Below are 17,620 nucleotides of genomic sequence, written 5' to 3'. Positions count from 1 at the left end.
CATGCGCATCCTGGCCCGCCTGCTCGCGCTCAGCCTGTTGCTGGGTGGGCTGGCGGGCTGTGTCAGTTGGCGCGGCGACACCTGGCAGGCACCACAGGTGCATCTGCTCAAGGTGGAGAAAGTGAAGATGCGCCTGCATCAGCAGGAGTTCATCCTTCACCTGCGGGTCGACAACCCGAACGACAGCCGCCTGTTCATCCGCAACCTGACCTATTCGGTAAAACTCGGCGACCTGCTGCTGGCCAAGGACGACATCAGCCTCTGGCGCAGTGTCGGCAGCCACGCCCGGCGCACCTTCAAGGTCACGGCAAGAACCAACCTCTGGCAGCACCTCAAGCCCCTGGCGAAGCTGCTCAAGGCCGGACAACCGCTGCAATATCAGTTGCAGGGCGAGCTGGCCACCGGGCTGATCGTCCACCGGGACCTGCACTTGTCGCGCAGTGGTGCGATAATCCCCGGCGATCTACAACCGGAGTGATCCCGCAATGACCCAGCAACCCCATGTCCATGGCCCCGACTGCAACCACGGTCACGACCATGACCACGACCACGGCCATGTTCACGGCCCGCACTGCAACCACGGCCACCAGGAGCCGGTGCGCAACGCCCTGAAGGACGTCGGTCGCAACGACCCTTGCCCCTGCGGCAGCGAGAAGAAATTCAAGAAGTGCCACGGCGCTTGAAGAGCGGCAACTGAGCTTCGAGCCACAAGCCGCGAGCGGGAACGGATCGGCGTAGCGCCGGCTTTTCCCTCACGGCTTGTCGCTGGCGACCTGCACGGCCGACCATTCGTAAATAAAGCTTCCCGGCACCTTGCACGGCGACTGCGCGCTCACTACCTTAGCGCCTTTCAGAACCCCGCCACGCCCTGCAGGAGCCTAGTCATGGCCGCCCCCGTCCTTCCGCCCTTCCCTCCCCGCTTCGGCAGCGCCGCCGCCTTGCTTGGCATGCTTGCGCTCACCGGCTGCCAGATGGGTGGCTACCAGGACAGCGTCCCTCCGACCACCGGTGTGCAGCCGCTCAAGGGGCTGGCGCAGAACGTCTCGGTGCGGCGCAACGCCATGGGCGCGCCGCTGATCGAAAGCGGCAACTTCCATGACGCCTTGTTCAGCCTGGGCTACGTGCATGCCGGCGACCGCATCGAGCAGATGGTGGCCATGCGCCTGCTCGCCCAGGGGCGCCTGGCCGAACTGGCCGGGGCCGATGCCCTGGAAATCGACCGCCTGATGCGCGCGGCCAATCTCAAGCAGAGCGCCGGCCAGCTCTACGCCGATGCCTCGCCGCGCCTGAAGCGCTTCTTCGAGGTCTATGCCCGCGGGGTCAACGCCTACCTGTTCCGCTACCGCGACAAACTGCCGGCGGAACTCGCCCGCAGCGGCTACCGCCCGGAGTACTGGAAGCCCGAGGACTCGGCGCTGATCTTCAGCCTTTATGCCTTCAGCCAGTCGGTGAACCTGCAGGAGGAACTGTCAGCGCTGGCCCTGGCGCAGAAAGTCGGCACCGACAAGCTGGCCTGGCTGCTGCCTGGTGCGCCCGACGAGCCGCTGGCCGAGCATGAAGCGGACAAGCTCAAGGGGTTGAACCTGGCCAGCCAGCTGCCAGGGCTGGCCGCGCTGACCGCCGCCGGCCAGCAGCTCGCCGACCTTGGCCTGCTTGGCAGCCCGGGCTCCGCCAACCTGGCCCTGGGGCCCCAGCGCAGCCGCGGTGGCAAGAGCCTGCTGGCCAGCGACAGTCGCGCCACCTGGGCGCTGAGCCCGGTGCAGATCCATACCGGCAAGTACCAGGTAGCCGGGCTTTCGCTGCCGGGCCTGCCGATCGTGCTGGCCGGCTACAACGGCAAGCTGGCCTGGAGCGCCAGCGCGGTGATGGCCGATAACCAGGACCTGTTTCTCGAACAAGTCCGTCGCCAGGGCAGCCAGCTGACCTACCTCGCCGATGGCAAATGGCAGCAGGCTCGCGCACGCAACGAGACCTTCTTCGTCCGTGGCCAGCGCCCCCAGCGTGAAGTGATGTTCGACACCCGTCACGGCACCCTGCTGCCCGGTCATGGCAGCCTGGCGCTGGCGCTGCACCTGCCGCAGTTCAAGGGTGATCGCAGCCTCGACGCGCTGTTCGACCTGACCCGTGCCAGCAACGTCGAACGGGCCTTCGACAACACCCGTGAAGTGGGTGCCGCGGCGCTCAACTTCGTGTTCGCCGAGCCGGAACATATCGGCTGGCAGGTCAGCGGACGCTATCCCAACCGCCGTGAAGGCCAAGGTCTGTTGCCGTCCCCTGGCTGGGATGGGCGCTACGACTGGGACGGCTATGCCGACGCCATGCTTCACCCCTACGATCAGGACCCACCGGCAGGCTGCATCGCTCACGCCAACCAGCGCAGCCTGCCCAAGGGCTATGGCATGCAGCTGTCGAGCACCTGGTACTACCCCGAGCGTGCCGAACGCCTGGCCCAGTTGGCCGGCAACGGTCGCCATGACAGCCGCAGCCTGATGGCGTTGCAGAACGATCAGGTCACGCTGCTGGCCGGCAAGCTCAAGCAGATGTTCGACGCCCCCGGCATGGCCCAGCCGCTCAAGCAGGCCATCGACACCTTGCCCGCAGCCCAGCGCGACAAGGCCCGCGACGCACTGGCCCGACTCAAGGCCTTCGACGGCCGGCTGAGCCCGGTATCGGCCGATGCGGCCCTGTACGAACTGTTCCTGCAGCAAGTCACCCGACTGACCTTCCTCGACGAGCTGGGGCCAGAGTCCAGCCCGGCCTGGCAAGCCTTCGTCGGCAATGCCCGCCTGTCCTACTCCGCCCAGGCCGACCACCTGCTCGGGCGTGAGGACAGCCCGTTCTGGGATGATCGCGGCACCCCGCAGAAGGAAGACAAGCCCGCCATCCTCGCCCGCAGCCTGGCGGCCGCGATCGACGCCGGCACCACGCAGCTTGGCGCCGACCGCCGCGCCTGGCAGTGGGGCAAGCTGCACCAGTACCGTTGGCCGGCACCGGTCTATCACGGTCTGGGCGACAGCCACGCCCGCTCCCCGCTGCCCGCCGGTGGCGACTTCAGCACGCTGGCACTGACGCCCTATGCCTGGGGTGACGGTTTCGATACCTACCTGCCGGCATCGGCGCGAATGATCGTCGATTTTGGCCAGGCCGAACCACTGCAGGTCCTGACCAGCAGTGGCCAGTCCGGCAACCCGGCCAGCCGTCACTACAGCGACGCGCTGGAGGCCTGGTTCAAGGGGCGCTTCATGAGCCTGCCCGTGCAGCCACAAAATTTCGCCCGCGCTTACGGCAGCCAGCGCCTGACCCTCACGCCAGGTCGCTGAGGTGAAGGCTTCCAGCTGACCGCCAGGTAACGGACTGCCCTAGCATCCTGTTTCGCCGCCTGGGTCATACCCGACCCGGGCCGCGTTCTCTCAACCACAAGGATGCGTAACATGAGCAGCACGACCCTGAAAATGGAAATTTCCTGGCCCGCTTCCCTGGCCGTCCCCGCCGGCGCCACCGTCAATGCCCAACTCTGGGTCGGTAGCGATACGGCCTTCTATCGCATGATCAGCGCTGGCGATTGTTCGGCACCGGCCGACAGCTCGCCAACGGTGCTGGAAATCTCCTACGACCCACAAGAACTGACGCCTGACGATGCCAGCACTACCTGGGGCTACTTCCACACCTCGCCCTACCTGATGCACGAGGGCAAGCGTCTCAATGTCGAACGGCTGGCAAAGATCGATATCGAGCAGGTCAACGATGGCGTATGGAAAGTGAATCTCTCCTGAGCAGACGCCCTCTACCTGGCCAGTTCCCCGGGGCTGCAACGCAGAGCGCAGATGCATGCGCCACGAAGTTGTGCTTCTATTCCTGATCCCGGCCCTTGTCGCAGACTGCCTTCATCAGGATCACCATGCACCACTCGACCCATGACCTGCTCTCCCCTGTCCCGGGCATCGCCCGCCAGCTGCACAGCTTCCACTTCGGCCCCCGCGGCCACGGCAAGGTGTACATCCAGGCCTCGCTGCATGCCGACGAGCTACCGGGCATGTTGGTGGCCTGGCACCTCAAGCGACGTCTCGTGGAAATGGAGCAGCAGGGCCGTCTACGCCGGGAAATCGTCCTGGTTCCAGTGGCCAACCCGGTCGGCCTGGAGCAGGTGTTGCTGGATGCCCCCCTGGGGCGCTTCGAGTTGCAAAGCGGGGAAAACTTCAACCGCAAGTTCGTCGACCTGTCGGACAGCATCGGCGACCAGATCGAAGGGCACCTGACCCAGGACCCTGCGCACAATGTGGCGCTGATCCGCGAGCACCTGCGCCGCGGGCTGGAGGCCCACCCCGCGCAGACAGCCTTGCAGTCCCAGCGCCTGACCCTGCAGCGCCTGGCCTGCGACGCGGACATGGTGCTCGACCTGCATTGCGACTTCGAAGCGGTCGAGCACCTCTACACCACACCGGAAGCCTGGCCTCGGGTCGAGCCACTGGCACGCTACCTGGGGGTCCAGGCCAGCCTGCTGGCCACCGATTCGGGCGGGCAATCGTTCGACGAAAGTTTCAGCCTGGTCTGGTGGCAGCTGCAACAGCGCTTCGGCAAGCAGTTCCCGATCCCTCTGGGCAGCTTCTCGGTGACCATAGAACTGCGTGGCCAGGCCGATGTCAGCCATGCCCTGGCAACCCAGGACTGCCAGGCGATCCTCGACTACCTCACCCATGCAGGGGTCATCGAAGGCCAGCCGGCCGCATTGCCTCCACTACGCTATCGCGCGACCCCACTCGCGGCGGTGGAACCCGTCACGACGCCACTTGGCGGGCTGCTGGTGTTCCATGCCAAGCCTGGGCAACACCTGGAGGCCGGGGAACTGATCGCCGAGGTGATCGACCCGCTCAATGACCGCGTCACCGCGCTGCGCAACACCCAGGCCGGGCTGCTCTACGCCCGCAGCGTGCGGCGCATGGCCACGGCGGGAATGGTGGTTGCCCACGTTGCCGGCGAGCAGATATGCCGTAGCGGCTACCTGCTGGGCAACTGAGGAACAACGCTCAAGCCACGGGCGCCGGAGGTGGCTCGTCGGGCAGGGTCGGCTCGCCCGGTTCCATCGGCGGATGTTCGCCCGGTTCCGCCGGCTGAGGGGTATCGGGGCCAGGTTGATGAGGCACACCGCCAGCGCGCATCGGCAGCGGCGTATGTATCGGCGGGTGCGCCAACAGCGACCAGACCGGCAAGCCAATCTGATTCGGCTGCAGGACGGCCAGCTTGGCGCTGATTGCGGGGTCGAGTTTCATGGGCTGCTCCTGACGAGAGCCGACGTGCGTCATGCACGCCGGGACTGTTATCTCGTTGGAGTGCCGAGCGCGGAAACAATTCCCGCGTTTTGTCGGCTCAGGTGCGTGGCAGCGTGACGCCGCGCTGGCCTTGGTACTTGCCGCCGCGGTCCTTGTAAGAAACTTCGCACTCTTCGTCGGACTGCAGGAACAGCATCTGCGCGACGCCTTCGTTGGCGTAGATCTTCGCTGGCAAGGTGGTGGTGTTGGAGAACTCCAGGGTGACGTGGCCTTCCCACTCGGGCTCGAGCGGGGTGACGTTGACGATGATGCCGCAACGGGCATAGGTGCTCTTGCCCAGGCAAATGGTCAACACGTCGCGTGGAATGCGGAAGTATTCGACGGTACGGGCCAGGGCGAAGGAGTTCGGCGGGATGATGCAGACGTCGCTCTTGATGTCGACGAAACTGCCGGCGTCGAAGTTCTTTGGATCGACGGTGGCCGAGTTGATGTTGGTGAACACCTTGAATTCATCGGCGCAGCGCACGTCGTAGCCGTAGCTGGAGACGCCGAAGGAGATGACCCGGCTGTCCTGTTCGCCACGCACCTGGCGCTCGACGAACGGTTCGATCATGCCGTGTTCCTGCGCCATGCGGCGAATCCACTTGTCCGATTTGATGCTCATGGCGGGGTGTCCTGAAGAGTGCAAGGTGAAAAACGAGATGCGCATCTTACCGGTCCCGAGGCCCGGGTTAAAGTTTCGTTGCCTATCCCGCGCCAGACGGGGCCTGCGCTGGCCGCCGATCCGAAATTCATCAAAGCGCTTCTTGGCCATTGGCAGGCCGTGGAAAGTGGGTTAAGGTGGCGCCACTGTGCTGCACGTGACACCGAGAATCTCTAGTTTGATGCACGATACTCATCGGCCCATCGCTGAATTTTCTGCTCTCTTTGCGCTCAGTCCCGGCCAGGGTTTTTCCTGACCGCAATCAACTTTGTCCAAGGAGACAGAAACATGTCCAACCGTCAATCCGGTGTTGTCAAGTGGTTCAACGATGAGAAGGGCTACGGCTTCATCACCCCTCAGTCGGGCGACGACCTGTTCGTGCACTTCAAAGCCATCCAAGCTGACGGCTTCAAGACCCTGAAAGAAGGCCAGGCTGTTACTTTCGTCGCTACCCGCGGCCAGAAAGGCATGCAGGCTGAAGAAGTTCAGATCGCCTAAGTCGATCTCGCTTCCTCGCTTCAGAAAAAACCCGCCATTGGCGGGTTTTTTTGTGTCCGGGCGAAAGATCGCAGCGCCTTCTTCGCGGGCAAGCCCGCTCCCACAGGTACAGCACAGGTTTCAAAGGCGGTGCATTTCCTGTGGGAGTGGCTTGCCCGCGAAGGGGCCGCCGCAGTACTCAATCCTCGCTGATGGTGATGCTCGGCATCGCCGGCGCCGCGGCCTCCTGCAGCACGATCCGCGCCCCAACCTGCCGTGCCAGCTCCTGGTAGACCATGGCGATCTGGCTCTGCGGCTCGGCGATGGCCGTGGGCTTGCCGCTGTCGGCCTGCTCGCGGATCAGCATCGACAGCGGCAGCGACGCCAGCAGTTCGACGTCGTACTGGGCGGCCAGCTTCTCACCGCCGCCTTCGCCAAACAGGTGCTCGGCGTGGCCACAGTTGGAGCAGATGTGCACCGCCATGTTCTCCACCACGCCCAGCACCGGGATGTTGACCTTGCGGAACATCTCCACGCCCTTCTTCGCGTCCAGCAGCGCCAGATCCTGAGGCGTGGTAACGATCACCGAACCTGCCACCGGCACCTTCTGCGCCAGGGTCAGCTGGATGTCGCCGGTGCCCGGAGGCATGTCGATCACCAGGTAATCGAGATCGTCCCAGGCGGTCTGGGTCACCAGTTGCAGCAATGCGCCCGAGACCATCGGACCGCGCCAGACCATCGGCGTGTTGTCATCGGTGAGGAAGGCCATGGACATGACCTCGACGCCATGGGCCTTGATCGGCACGAACCATTTCTGCTCGCGCACCTGCGGACGGGTACCCTCGGGGATACCGAACATCACCCCCTGGCTGGGGCCGTAGATGTCGGCGTCGAGAATACCGACCCGGGCGCCTTCCCGGGCCAGGGCCAGCGCCAGGTTGGCGGCGGTGGTCGATTTGCCCACCCCGCCCTTGCCCGAGGCCACGGCGATGATGTTCTTCACGTTGGCCATGGCCGGCACCTGGGCCTGGGCCTTGTGGGTGGCGATCACGCAGTCGATGCTCACACTGGCCGCATCGACCCCTTCGAGGTTCTCGAGGGCCGTCTGCAGCACCTGTGCCCAGCCGCCCTTGAACAGGCCTGCGGCGTAGCCCAGTTGCAACTGCACGCTGACCTGTCCGCCCTGGATATCGATGGCACGCACGCAGCCAGCGCTGATCGGATCCTGGTTCAGGTAGGGGTCGGTGTACTGGCGAAGCACGCCTTCGACGGCGGCGCGGGTAACGGCACTCATGGAGGCTCCCATTGGCAGACTGAATAACGGAACAGGCGCCTATGCTAACCCGTCAATCGTCAGCCGATGCGTCGTTGGGGTGAAATATATTTCGCAGCCCTTTATAGTGGCCGATCACCCTCATTTTTACCCGTCGCCAGATAAGTAGCCGAGCCACCATGTCCGAGCCACGTCAGATTCTCGTCACCAGCGCCCTGCCCTATGCCAATGGATCGATCCACCTTGGCCATATGCTGGAATACATCCAGACGGACATGTGGGTGCGCTTCCAGAAGATGCGTGGCAACCAGTGCATCTACGTCTGCGCCGACGACGCCCACGGCTCGGCCATCATGCTGCGTGCGGAAAAGGAAGGCATCACCCCGGAACAGCTGATTGCCAACGTCCAGGCCGAGCACAGTAGCGACTTCGCGGACTTCCTGGTCGACTTCGACAACTTCCACTCCACGCACAGCGAGGAGAACCGCGAGCTGTCGGGTCTGATCTACACCCGCCTGCGTGATGCCGGGCATATCGCCACCCGTTCCGTGACCCAGTACTACGACCCAGAGAAGGGCATGTTCCTCGCCGACCGCTTCATCAAGGGCACCTGCCCCAAGTGCGCGGCCGAGGACCAGTACGGCGACAACTGCGAGAAATGCGGCGCCACCTATGCACCGACCGAACTGAAGAACCCCAAGTCGGCGATCTCCGGCGCCACGCCGGTGTTGCGTGACTCCCAGCACTTCTTCTTCAAGCTGCCCGACTTCCAGGCGATGCTGCAGCAGTGGACTCGCAGCGGTACCCTGCAGGACGCCGTTGCCAACAAGCTCGCCGAATGGCTGGATTCCGGCCTCCAGGAGTGGGACATCTCCCGCGACGCACCGTACTTCGGTTTCGAGATCCCAGGCGAGCCCGGCAAGTACTTCTACGTCTGGCTGGACGCGCCGATCGGCTACATGGCCAGCTTCAAGAACCTCTGCGCACGCCGCCCGGAGCTTGACTTCGACGCGTTCTGGAACCAAGGCTCCAAGGCCGAGCTGTATCACTTCATCGGCAAGGACATCGTCAACTTCCACGCCCTGTTCTGGCCAGCCATGCTCGAGGGCTCGGGGTTCCGCAAGCCAACCGCGGTCAACGTGCACGGCTACCTGACCGTCAATGGCGCGAAGATGTCCAAGTCGCGTGGCACCTTCATCAAGGCGCGCACCTACCTGGATCACCTGCAGCCGGAGTACCTGCGCTACTACTACGCCGCCAAGCTGGGCCGCGGCGTCGACGACCTCGACCTGAACCTCGAAGACTTCGTGCAGAAGGTCAACTCCGACCTGGTCGGCAAGGTGGTCAACATCGCCAGCCGCTGCGCCGGCTTCATTCACAAGGGCAATGACGGCGTCATGGTCCCAGGTGACGCCGCACCAGAGCTGACCGAGGCCTTCCTCGCCGCCGCGCCCTCGATAGCCGAGGCCTACGAAGGTCGCGACTTTGGCCGCGCCATGCGCGAGATCATGGCCCTGGCCGATCGCGCCAACGCCTGGATCGCCGACAAGGCCCCGTGGTCGCTGGCCAAGCAGGAAGGCAAGCAGGACGAGGTACAGGCCATCTGCGCCCAGGGCATCAACCTGTTCCGCCAACTGGTGATCTTCCTCAAGCCGGTGCTGCCGGTGCTGGCGGCCGACGCCGAGACGTTCCTCAACGTCGCCCCGCTGACCTGGAACGACCACCTGTCGCGCCTGGAAAACCACAAGCTCAATCCGTTCAAGGCGCTGATGAGCCGCATCGAGCCGAGCAAGGTCGAAGCCATGGTCGCCGCGAGCAAGGAAGACCTGCTCGCCGCCGAGGCCAAGGCCCCGGCCGGCAACGGCGAACTGACCAAGGACCCGCTGTCGGCCGAGATCGAGTTCGACACCTTCGCCGCCGTCGACCTGCGCGTGGCGCTGATCGTCAAGGCCGAGGCGGTCGAAGGCGCCGACAAGCTGCTGCGCCTGACCCTCGACATCGGCGACGAACGCCGCAACGTGTTCTCGGGCATCAAGTCGGCCTACCCTGACCCATCCAAGCTCGAGGGCCGCCTGACCATGATGGTGGCCAACCTCAAGCCGCGGAAGATGCGGTTCGGCGTCTCCGAGGGCATGGTCATGGCTGCCGGCCCTGGCGGCGAGGAAATCTACCTGCTCAGCCCGGACAGCGGTGCCAAGCCCGGCCAGCGCATCAAGTAACGCCCTCCTGCCCCGGCCAACTGGCCGGGGCATTTGCATCCAGCGCCCGCTGCCCGATAATCAAGGCTCCCTCCCGTTCTCGGCTAACTCATGAGCGACTATGTCCTGGTCCTGGTCGGCGCGGCGCTGGTCAATCACCTGGTCCTGCAACCTGAGCGTGAGCGCCTGCAGGCCCTCGGTCTGTGCAGTGCCCTGCTGATTCTCATCGCCTTGCCGGCCGGGGTGCTGCTCCAGCACGCCCTGCTCGTCACGCCACAACTTCAGGACCTGCGGCTGTTCCTGCTGCTACCCCTGCTCGCCGCGCTGGCCTGGGCGGTGCCGCAGTTGCTGCGCAAGGCACTGCCGAAGTGGCCCGTCGATGACTTGCCCCGCATCCTGGCAGTCAATGCCGTGGTGCTAGGCTTGCTGTTGCAGCTTGCGACCGACGGTGGCGATCTGCGGCAGGCCCTGATCTACGGCGTGCTTGGCGGGCTGGGCTTCTGGCTCGCCTTGGCACTGTTCGCCGATCTGCGCGCACGCAGCCACCACCCCGATATCCCTTCGGCACTGCGCGGGCGGCCTATCGAACTGATCGGCGCCGGCCTGATGGCCATGGCGCTCTCCGGATTCAACGGACTGTTCATACAATGAAAACTGCCTCGGACGCATCTTGAAGAGTCACACCCCCATGCTCGCGGCCGACCCACGCCTGCGTAGCGCCATGAATCTGGTCTTGCTGGCGTGCCTTCCGGGCTTGCTGGCGTTGGTCTGGCTGCAGGGGTGGGGAATACTGGTCAATCTGCTGCTGTGCGCCGGTGCGGCCCTGGCCACTGAAACCGTGCTGCTGGCCTGGCGCCGGCAGCCCGTGGTCGCGGCCCTTGGCGACGGCAGCGCGCTGGTAACCGCTGTGCTGCTCGGCGCGGCGCTTCCCGGCCAGGCGCCCTGGTGGCTGCCGGTAATGGCATCGATCGCCGCCATCGGTCTGGGCAAGCAAGCCTTTGGGGGCGTGGGGCGCAACCCGTTCAACCCGGCCATGGTCGGCTATGCCTTCGTTCTACTGAGCTTTCCCGAGCAGATGAATCACTGGCCAGATGGCACGCACGGCCTGCTGGACAGCCTGCGACTGAGCTTCGTCGACAGCAATCAGATCGACGCCTGGGCCAGGCCGACAGTGCTCGACACCCTGCGCCATAACCGCAGCCTGACCACCGACGAGTTGTTCGCCGCCCATCCGGCCTTCGGCCATGTGGGCGGGCGTGAAAGCGAATGGGTGAACCTTGCCTTCCTGTCCGGCGGACTGTTCCTGTTGCAACGCAAGGTCTTCAGCTGGCATGCGCCCGTCGGCCTGCTGGGCGCGCTGTTCCTGCTCAGCCTGCTGGGCTGGAACGGTTCCGGCTCCGACTCCAATGGCTCACCGCTGCTGCACCTGTTCTCGGGCTCGACCATGCTGGCGGCCTTTTTCATCGCCACCGAGCCTGTCTCCGGCTGTCGCCGCCCACTGGCGCGACTGCTGTTCGGGATCGGCACCGGCGTGCTGATCTATGTCATCCGCACCTGGGGCAGTTATGCCGATGGCACGGCGTTCGCCGTCTTGTCGATGAACCTCGCTGTGCCGGCCCTGGATCGCTGGGTCGAACGTCGACAGCAGGCCACGCCATGAATGCTCGGTGGCGCAGCACCTTGCTGCTGTTGCTGGTAATCGGCCTGGCGCTTGCCACGACCCTGGCCTGGCAACGCTGGACCGCCCAGCCGATCGCCGAGCGCACACGGCAGCTGCAACAGCAGCAATGGCTTGCGGTGCTCCCTCAAGGCAGCTATGACAACCAGCCACTGGATGCCCCCCTCCCCCTGATCGACACCACCCTGCGCCACAGCCGCCTGCTCGCCGGCTATCGTGCCAGCTTGGCCAACGCGCCCGTCGCTGTGCTGCTGCACAGTAGCGTCCAGGGCTATGCCGCCCCCATCAGGCTCATCATCGCCGTCGACATTCAAGGCCGCCTGCTGGGCGTTCGGGTGCTCGAGCAACAGGAAAGCCCCGGCCTGGGTAGCCGGCTGGTCGACCCAGCACTGCACTGGCTCGATCAGTTCACGGGCAAGACACTGAGCGATACACCCGAGCCTCGCTGGGCGATCAAGCGGGATCATGGCGCATTCGACCAACTGGCCGGCGCGACCGTTACCTCTCGGGCGGTGATCGATGCCATTCAGGATGCCCTACGCTACTTCGACGAGCATCGCGCCTCACTGTTGGGGGAGGTGAACCCTTGACCAGATTCTGGCTGCTCAGCGCCGCCCTGACGCCCGTGCTCGGCGCCACCGCCACGCTCCTCCAGGCTCTCTCGATCGCCCTCTGCGCAATGGTGCTGACGGGCGTTCATCAACTGCTGATGGCACCGCTACGTCGCCATCTCGAAGCCACTGCGCGTCGGGGCACGAGCCTTGTGCTGGCCTGCGCGCTCACGGTCTGCCTGCAACTCGGCCTGCAGGCCTGGGCCTTGCCACTGGCACAGGCGCTCGGTCACTTCCCGACGTTACTGGCCCTGACCTGCCTGGCCAGCGACCAGTTGCTGCCGAACGAGGGCCGCTGGCGCACACTGCTCATGGGGCTCGCAGGCCTACTGGCGGTCAGCCTGGCCCTGGGTCTGTGCCGTCAACTGCTGGCCGAACACCTGGGCCTGCATATCGCCCGGCTCGCCCCTGGCGCGCTGATACTGCTCGGCCTGCTGCTGGGCTTGTACAATCACCTGCGTCCACAGCCCATTCCCCCACGCCGTCAAGGAAGCCTTTGACCCCATGAATGCTGCCAAACGCCTGGAGATCTTTCACAGGCTGCATGAAGACAATCCCGAACCGAAGACCGAGCTGGCCTATAGCAGCCCTTTCGAACTGCTGATCGCCGTGATTCTCTCGGCCCAGGCAACCGACGTCGGGGTCAACAAGGCCACTGCCCGACTGTTCCCGGTGGCCAATACGCCAGAAGCCATTCACGCCCTGGGCGTGGACGGCCTGAGCGAATACATCAAGACCATCGGCCTATACAACAGCAAGGCCAAGAACGTCATCGAAACCTGCCGGCTTCTGGTCGAGCAACATGGCAGTGAAGTACCACAAACCCGTGAAGCGCTCGAAGCGTTACCCGGTGTAGGTCGCAAGACCGCCAACGTCGTACTCAACACCGCCTTCCGGCAACTGGCCATGGCCGTCGACACGCATATCTTCAGGGTAAGCAATCGTACGGGGATAGCCCCCGGCAAGACCGTGCTGGAAGTAGAGAAGAAGTTGTTGAAGTTCGTGCCCCGGGACTATCTGCTCGACGCCCACCACTGGCTGATCCTGCACGGGCGCTACGTATGCCAGGCCCGTAAGCCGCGCTGCGGCAGTTGCCGCATCGAAGACTTGTGCGAGTACAAGCACAAGACCTCGGACGATTGAGGCGATAGCTGAAATCCGCACATCACGATTGAAAAAATCTTTTTTACCCGCTCAGGGAATCCCGCTATAAGGACGGCCAAGGGCCCTTTGGCTTGGAGTGACGCATGAGCACCGATAAAGAAGACTTGGCTATCGACGAAGATTTCTCGAATACGAACGAAGAAGAGGATCCGCCGGCTGAACCGGCCAAGACCAACCTCAGCAAACGCCGCACCATCGACAACATGCTCGAAGAACGACGTCTGAGGAAACAGCTGGCCGATTTCGACTACGACCTGTAACTCGGACAAAAAAAAGCCTCCCGACTGGAGGCTTTCTATACCGTCAGGCCAACCCGTGCCGTTGAGCCAGCTCGATGAGATCTACCAGAGAACGTGCATTGAGCTTGAGCAACAGGCGGGTCTTGTAGGTACTTACGGTCTTGTTGCTGAGGAACATGCTATCAGCTATTTCCTTGTTGCTCTTGCCACGTGCGAGTTGCTGCAAAACCATCATTTCTCGTCCAGAAAGCCGTTCGACCATCTCGATTTCCGTGCCGCCCCCTACACCGGAGCGCCCTTTGTGCAGCGCCTGATTGGGGAAATAGCTGTAGCCGGACAGCACCGCCTTGATGGCACTCAACAGCTCGGTCAATTCCTGCTGCTTGCATACATAACCCGCGGCACCGGCCTGCATGCAACGCATGGAAAAATGCCCAGGTGCCTGCGACGTCAGTACCAGCACCTTGCTTGCAGGGCTTATCAGCGTCATCCGGGCAATGACCTCCAGCCCGTCGAGCTTGGGAATCCCGATATCCAGAATGACGATGTCCGGCAGATGCTCCCGCGTAAGTTGCAAGGCATCCACACCGTTATCGCTCTCCGCCACCACCTCGTAGCCATGCCGTTCCATCAGCATGCGTACGGCCAGGCGAATGACCGGGTGATCATCCACGATCAGCACTTTATTCATGCGATATCCATTGATACGTAATTTTAATTCAATAGCCCACCGTAACCGAGCATAACGATTATTAATGCAGCGGTTTCCCTGGCAGAATCACCGAAAGAAGAGGACTACGAGCTTTAAGGACTTTTCCTACATGCGTCAATAGCAATAAAACCAACCGACCCATGCGCTTTACAACGGCCAGAAAGTTAACAGGCCGACTCATGGGATCCAAGTGCTAGGGCCTTACTCTTCACGCAGGAAATTTCTACTCTGTGTACGAGATATTAGGCAGTATCAAAACTGAAGTGGATTTACGTCCAGTCGAGGAAAAGATCCACCATTATTCCCTGCGGAAAAATCGGTTACTGATGAGCAAAGCATGCCCAGGCACTCATCATGAGCCAAGAATCCATCAGTCCACTGACCCTCATCGCCGTGTTCGCCGGCGTTATCGAAGCCTCGGCACTGGCTTCGCTGCCGTTCCTGAGCGATGACAGCCAGACCATCTATACATGGTTCCTCGTGGTATTCCCGTTTTTCCTGACCGTGCTGTTCTTCCTGACGTTGAATTTCAACACCGGTTCACTGTTCGCCCCCGACAAGCACGAACCCTGCTCTAGCCCCGCACCAACCGCTGCGCCTCATGCGACGCCGAACTCGACGGCGCAAGAAGCGCATGAGGCTCCCGCTGCGGCAGCCGAACAACCAGCCGAACAGGACGGCAACATATTCATCGCCATCTCGGGCCCGGACAGCCGCAAGATGATCGAGAATCACATATTGCGCATGATCGAGAAACGCCATACCACCGCCCAGCGCTGGACCCTGTACAACCTCGAGACCCGCACGTGTATCCACCTTTCGGCAGCGCCCATGGGTGACGATGTCGAAGTACCCTTCGCCAGCACGCGGATACCTTGAATCACAGGCACAAAAAAACCCGGCGATGGCCGGGTTTTCCTTTGCCTGCAAACTCAGAGCAGCGAGCGCCCCTTGTTCGCTGCAATGCGCATGCGCAGCGCGTTGAGCTTGATGAAGCCCGCGGCGTCGGCCTGATTGTAGGCGCCACCATCTTCCTCGAAGGTCGCGATGTTGGCATCGAACAGGGAGTCGTCCGACTTGCGCCCCACGACGGTCACATTGCCCTTGTACAGTTTCAGGCGAACAACACCGTTCACATTGACCTGCGAAGCATCGATCATCTGCTGCAGCATCAGGCGCTCCGGGCTCCACCAGTAGCCGGTGTAGATCAGGCTGGCGTACTTCGGCATCAGCTCATCCTTCAGGTGAGCGACTTCGCGGTCCAGGGTGATCGACTCGATGGCGCGGTGAGCCTTGAGCATGATGGTGCCGCCCGGGGTCTCGTAGCAGCCACGCGACTTCATGCCGACATAACGGTTTTCGACGATGTCCAGGCGCCCGATGCCGTTGGCGCCACCGATGCGGTTGAGGTCGGCCAGCACGGTGGCAGGGCTTTTCTCGACACCGTCAATGGCAACGATGTCGCCGTTGCGGTAGGTCAGCTCGATGTAGGTGGCCTGGTCCGGGGCGTTCTCCGGGGAAACGCTCCAGCGCCACATGTCTTCCTCGTGCTCGGTCCAGGTATCTTCCAGGACACCGCCTTCGTAGGAGATGTGCAGCAGGTTGGCGTCCATCGAGTAGGGCGACTTCTTCTTGCCGTGGCGCTCGATCGGAATACCGTGCTTCTCGGCGTAGTCCATCAGCTTCTCGCGGGACAGCAGGTCCCACTCGCGCCATGGGGCGATGACCTTGACACCCGGCTTGAGCGCGTAGGCGCCGAGCTCGAAACGCACCTGGTCGTTGCCCTTGCCGGTCGCACCGTGGGAAATGGCATCGGCGCCGGTTTCGTTGGCGATCTCGATCAGGCGCTTGGCGATCAGCGGGCGGGCGATAGAGGTACCCAGCAGGTACTCGCCTTCGTAGACGGTGTTGGCGCGGAACATCGGGAACACGAAGTCACGCACGAACTCTTCGCGCAGGTCGTCGATGTAGATTTCTTTCACGCCCATTGCCTGGGCCTTGGCACGGGCCGGCTCGACCTCCTCGCCCTGACCGAGGTCAGCGGTGAAGGTCACCACTTCACAGTTGTAGGTGTCCTGCAGCCACTTGAGAATCACCGAAGTATCAAGGCCGCCGGAATACGCCAATACGACCTTTTTTACGTCCGCCATGCCATCACTCCACGGGGTTGTACGGAAAGCCGATGATTCTACCGGCCTTGCCGAAAAATTTACAATGGGGCGACAGCTTGTGACGACAAAGCGACAGGAACTGTCGAGAGCGCGACCAGCGGTCGCACTCAGGACTTCAGGCCAGGCGCCGACTGAACATTGCCTGCGGCAGGAGCCGCAGGTACCGGCGCAGGCGCCGTGGGAGCAGGCGTTGCGGGCTTCTCCACAGGCTTCTCGACCGGTGTCACGCGATCGAGTTGAATGTTCACGCGACGGTTGCGCGCGCGATTGGCGGCCGTGTTGTTCTTGGCCAGTGGATAGCGCTCGCCATGGAAGCGCACGGTGATTTGCTCGTCTGGCACGCCGTGAGCCTTGAGGTACTCGGCCACGGCCAACGCCCGCCGACGCGAAGTGTCGCGATTGGTCAGGCGGTTGCCACTGTTGTCCGAATGGCCGTTGAGCTCGATGTGATTGACCGTAGGGTCGGCCTTGAGATAGTCGAGGATCAGATCCAGACGAGCACGCGCCGAGCCATCCAGTTCGATCCCGCCGCCAGGGAAGCCGACCTGGGTCTGACGAATCTGGTCATAGTTCATCGGCAACAGCTTGGCGGCACACACCTGATAGTCGCCGTAGGCCTTGGCGAAGCTGACCGGCATCACATGCACTTCCATGGGGCGACCACCTTCGCCGCGATGATTGCGCACCACCGTGCTGCGACCATCGAGCAGCCCATTGATCAGGCGGCTGGCCTGGCCTTGGCTGGAGGTGAACAGCACACCCGTACGGGCCATCTGTACCGCGCCGAGGTTGATGTCCCCACGCCCCGGCTGCCAGGGGGCCGCAGCGGCAATCAAGCTGGCGGAACCGGCGCCCAGGACGTTGCTGTCCGATCGCAGCTGGAAGGTCGGCTGCTCCCCCGCGCGACGCACGAACTCGCCACTGCCAAAACCGTCGATCGGCTGGATCAGGCGACATTCGAACTGGTCCCCCTCGACTTTCCAGGCGACGTTCTCCACGCGAGTCTGGAAGGTCAGCGCCCCAGCCGGCAGGCTGGCGACAAGGGTGAACAGGGCTAGGTAACGCTGGCGCACGGGCGGCTCCACTGATTCTGACGGCTTACCTGAACGCTATCGGACGCCGGCGGG

Annotated in this window: 20 protein-coding genes; 14 read left to right on the top strand and 6 right to left on the bottom strand. The window is 63.3% G+C overall.

Features of this window, described 5'->3' with window-relative positions; translation table 11 throughout:
• The first annotated feature begins 1 nt into the window (after position 1).
• From N7422_RS19695 to N7422_RS19675, 5 genes are all read left to right on the top strand, one after another.
• A complete protein-coding gene (locus N7422_RS19695; protein WP_279808100.1) occupies positions 2 to 478 on the top strand; it encodes an LEA type 2 family protein in 477 nt (158 codons plus the stop codon).
• Between the two features lie 7 nt (positions 479 to 485).
• On the top strand, positions 486 to 683 hold the full coding sequence (locus N7422_RS19690) for an SEC-C metal-binding domain-containing protein (protein WP_110738790.1): 198 nt from the start codon (positions 486 to 488) through the stop codon (positions 681 to 683).
• A gap of 201 nt (positions 684 to 884) precedes the next feature.
• Positions 885 to 3,320 (top strand): penicillin acylase family protein, encoded by a 2,436-nt coding sequence (locus N7422_RS19685; protein ID WP_279808099.1) that lies wholly within the window; start codon positions 885 to 887, stop codon positions 3,318 to 3,320.
• A gap of 111 nt (positions 3,321 to 3,431) precedes the next feature.
• The gene (locus N7422_RS19680; RefSeq protein WP_279808098.1) at positions 3,432 to 3,773 is read left to right on the top strand and encodes a hypothetical protein; all 342 of its coding nucleotides are present in this window, start codon (positions 3,432 to 3,434) and stop codon (positions 3,771 to 3,773) included.
• Positions 3,774 to 3,898: 125 nt separating this feature from the next.
• Positions 3,899 to 5,014, top strand: a complete 1,116-nt coding sequence (locus tag N7422_RS19675) for a M14 family metallopeptidase (protein ID WP_279808097.1) — start codon at positions 3,899 to 3,901, stop codon at positions 5,012 to 5,014.
• A 10-nt stretch (positions 5,015 to 5,024) separates the two neighbouring features.
• On the opposite strand, the gene N7422_RS19670 is transcribed toward N7422_RS19675, so the two are convergent.
• Together N7422_RS19670 and dcd are read right to left on the bottom strand one after the other, a co-directional pair.
• On the bottom strand, positions 5,025 to 5,267 hold the full coding sequence (locus N7422_RS19670) for a hypothetical protein (protein ID WP_279808096.1): 243 nt from the start codon (positions 5,265 to 5,267) through the stop codon (positions 5,025 to 5,027).
• A 97-nt stretch (positions 5,268 to 5,364) separates the two neighbouring features.
• Positions 5,365 to 5,931: a dCTP deaminase gene (dcd, locus tag N7422_RS19665; protein WP_003258001.1), complete on the bottom strand. Its 567-nt coding sequence runs from the start codon at positions 5,929 to 5,931 to the stop codon at positions 5,365 to 5,367.
• A gap of 327 nt (positions 5,932 to 6,258) precedes the next feature.
• Here dcd and N7422_RS19660 point away from each other — a divergent pair, with 327 nt between their 5' ends.
• Positions 6,259 to 6,468, top strand: coding sequence for a cold-shock protein (locus tag N7422_RS19660; RefSeq protein WP_003254922.1), 210 nt, complete (start codon positions 6,259 to 6,261; stop codon positions 6,466 to 6,468).
• A gap of 178 nt (positions 6,469 to 6,646) precedes the next feature.
• On the opposite strand, the gene apbC is transcribed toward N7422_RS19660, so the two are convergent.
• Entirely contained in the window at positions 6,647 to 7,741 is a 1,095-nt protein-coding gene (gene apbC, locus N7422_RS19655; protein ID WP_279808095.1) for an iron-sulfur cluster carrier protein ApbC, read from the bottom strand.
• Positions 7,742 to 7,899: 158 nt separating this feature from the next.
• On the opposite strand from apbC, the gene metG reads away from it, so the two are divergent.
• From metG to N7422_RS19620, 7 genes are all read left to right on the top strand, one after another.
• A complete protein-coding gene (metG, locus tag N7422_RS19650; RefSeq protein WP_279808094.1) occupies positions 7,900 to 9,939 on the top strand; it encodes a methionine--tRNA ligase in 2,040 nt (679 codons plus the stop codon).
• A gap of 90 nt (positions 9,940 to 10,029) precedes the next feature.
• Positions 10,030 to 10,569, top strand: coding sequence for an Rnf-Nqr domain containing protein (locus N7422_RS19645; RefSeq protein ID WP_279808093.1), 540 nt, complete (start codon positions 10,030 to 10,032; stop codon positions 10,567 to 10,569).
• Between the two features lie 37 nt (positions 10,570 to 10,606).
• Positions 10,607 to 11,578 (top strand): RnfABCDGE type electron transport complex subunit D, encoded by a 972-nt coding sequence (locus N7422_RS19640; RefSeq protein WP_279808142.1) that lies wholly within the window; start codon positions 10,607 to 10,609, stop codon positions 11,576 to 11,578.
• Positions 11,575 to 12,186: an RnfABCDGE type electron transport complex subunit G gene (locus N7422_RS19635; RefSeq protein WP_279808092.1), complete on the top strand. Its 612-nt coding sequence runs from the start codon at positions 11,575 to 11,577 to the stop codon at positions 12,184 to 12,186. Before N7422_RS19640 ends, N7422_RS19635 begins: the two co-directional genes overlap by 4 nt.
• The gene (locus N7422_RS19630) at positions 12,183 to 12,707 is read left to right on the top strand and encodes an Rnf-Nqr domain containing protein (RefSeq protein WP_279808091.1); all 525 of its coding nucleotides are present in this window, start codon (positions 12,183 to 12,185) and stop codon (positions 12,705 to 12,707) included. Before N7422_RS19635 ends, N7422_RS19630 begins: the two co-directional genes overlap by 4 nt.
• Before the next feature lie 4 nt (positions 12,708 to 12,711).
• Complete coding sequence (gene nth / locus N7422_RS19625; RefSeq protein WP_279808090.1) at positions 12,712 to 13,350, top strand: endonuclease III; 639 nt, start codon at positions 12,712 to 12,714, stop codon at positions 13,348 to 13,350.
• A gap of 104 nt (positions 13,351 to 13,454) precedes the next feature.
• Positions 13,455 to 13,631 carry a hypothetical protein gene (locus N7422_RS19620; RefSeq protein WP_279808089.1) on the top strand — a complete coding sequence of 59 codons (177 nt, stop codon included), beginning with the start codon at positions 13,455 to 13,457 and terminating at the stop codon, positions 13,629 to 13,631.
• A gap of 43 nt (positions 13,632 to 13,674) precedes the next feature.
• Here the strand turns inward: N7422_RS19620 and N7422_RS19615 are convergent, their stop codons facing one another.
• On the bottom strand, positions 13,675 to 14,301 hold the full coding sequence (locus N7422_RS19615) for a response regulator transcription factor (protein WP_279808088.1): 627 nt from the start codon (positions 14,299 to 14,301) through the stop codon (positions 13,675 to 13,677).
• A gap of 375 nt (positions 14,302 to 14,676) precedes the next feature.
• Here N7422_RS19615 and N7422_RS19610 point away from each other — a divergent pair, with 375 nt between their 5' ends.
• Positions 14,677 to 15,201: a hypothetical protein gene (locus tag N7422_RS19610; RefSeq protein WP_279808087.1), complete on the top strand. Its 525-nt coding sequence runs from the start codon at positions 14,677 to 14,679 to the stop codon at positions 15,199 to 15,201.
• A gap of 53 nt (positions 15,202 to 15,254) precedes the next feature.
• On the opposite strand, the gene N7422_RS19605 is transcribed toward N7422_RS19610, so the two are convergent.
• Positions 15,255 to 16,472, bottom strand: a complete 1,218-nt coding sequence (locus N7422_RS19605) for an argininosuccinate synthase (RefSeq protein ID WP_003254941.1) — start codon at positions 16,470 to 16,472, stop codon at positions 15,255 to 15,257.
• Positions 16,473 to 16,600: 128 nt separating this feature from the next.
• Positions 16,601 to 17,566 carry an OmpA family protein gene (locus N7422_RS19600; protein ID WP_279808086.1) on the bottom strand — a complete coding sequence of 322 codons (966 nt, stop codon included), beginning with the start codon at positions 17,564 to 17,566 and terminating at the stop codon, positions 16,601 to 16,603.
• Positions 17,567 to 17,620 lie beyond the last annotated feature (54 nt).

The sequence above is a fragment of the Pseudomonas sp. GD04091 genome, assembly GCF_029836165.1.
Lineage (GTDB): Bacteria > Pseudomonadota > Gammaproteobacteria > Pseudomonadales > Pseudomonadaceae > Aquipseudomonas.
This window is presented reverse-complemented; position numbering and strand designations above follow the sequence as displayed.

Coding starts and splice junctions, on each gene's coding strand:
- N7422_RS19645 (WP_279808093.1), top strand. CDS start 10,030: ATGAGCGACTATGTCCTGGTCCTGGTCGGCGCGGCGCTGGTCAATCAC.
- N7422_RS19640 (WP_279808142.1), top strand. CDS start 10,607: ATGCTCGCGGCCGACCCACGCCTGCGTAGCGCCATGAATCTGGTCTTG.
- N7422_RS19695 (WP_279808100.1), top strand. CDS start 2: ATGCGCATCCTGGCCCGCCTGCTCGCGCTCAGCCTGTTGCTGGGTGGG.
- dcd (WP_003258001.1), bottom strand. CDS start 5,931: ATGAGCATCAAATCGGACAAGTGGATTCGCCGCATGGCGCAGGAACAC.
- N7422_RS19610 (WP_279808087.1), top strand. CDS start 14,677: ATGAGCCAAGAATCCATCAGTCCACTGACCCTCATCGCCGTGTTCGCC.
- N7422_RS19680 (WP_279808098.1), top strand. CDS start 3,432: ATGAGCAGCACGACCCTGAAAATGGAAATTTCCTGGCCCGCTTCCCTG.
- N7422_RS19605 (WP_003254941.1), bottom strand. CDS start 16,472: ATGGCGGACGTAAAAAAGGTCGTATTGGCGTATTCCGGCGGCCTTGAT.
- N7422_RS19690 (WP_110738790.1), top strand. CDS start 486: ATGACCCAGCAACCCCATGTCCATGGCCCCGACTGCAACCACGGTCAC.
- N7422_RS19620 (WP_279808089.1), top strand. CDS start 13,455: ATGAGCACCGATAAAGAAGACTTGGCTATCGACGAAGATTTCTCGAAT.
- N7422_RS19685 (WP_279808099.1), top strand. CDS start 885: ATGGCCGCCCCCGTCCTTCCGCCCTTCCCTCCCCGCTTCGGCAGCGCC.
- N7422_RS19675 (WP_279808097.1), top strand. CDS start 3,899: ATGCACCACTCGACCCATGACCTGCTCTCCCCTGTCCCGGGCATCGCC.
- metG (WP_279808094.1), top strand. CDS start 7,900: ATGTCCGAGCCACGTCAGATTCTCGTCACCAGCGCCCTGCCCTATGCC.
- N7422_RS19670 (WP_279808096.1), bottom strand. CDS start 5,267: ATGAAACTCGACCCCGCAATCAGCGCCAAGCTGGCCGTCCTGCAGCCG.
- N7422_RS19615 (WP_279808088.1), bottom strand. CDS start 14,301: ATGAATAAAGTGCTGATCGTGGATGATCACCCGGTCATTCGCCTGGCC.
- apbC (WP_279808095.1), bottom strand. CDS start 7,741: ATGAGTGCCGTTACCCGCGCCGCCGTCGAAGGCGTGCTTCGCCAGTAC.
- N7422_RS19635 (WP_279808092.1), top strand. CDS start 11,575: ATGAATGCTCGGTGGCGCAGCACCTTGCTGCTGTTGCTGGTAATCGGC.
- N7422_RS19660 (WP_003254922.1), top strand. CDS start 6,259: ATGTCCAACCGTCAATCCGGTGTTGTCAAGTGGTTCAACGATGAGAAG.
- nth (WP_279808090.1), top strand. CDS start 12,712: ATGAATGCTGCCAAACGCCTGGAGATCTTTCACAGGCTGCATGAAGAC.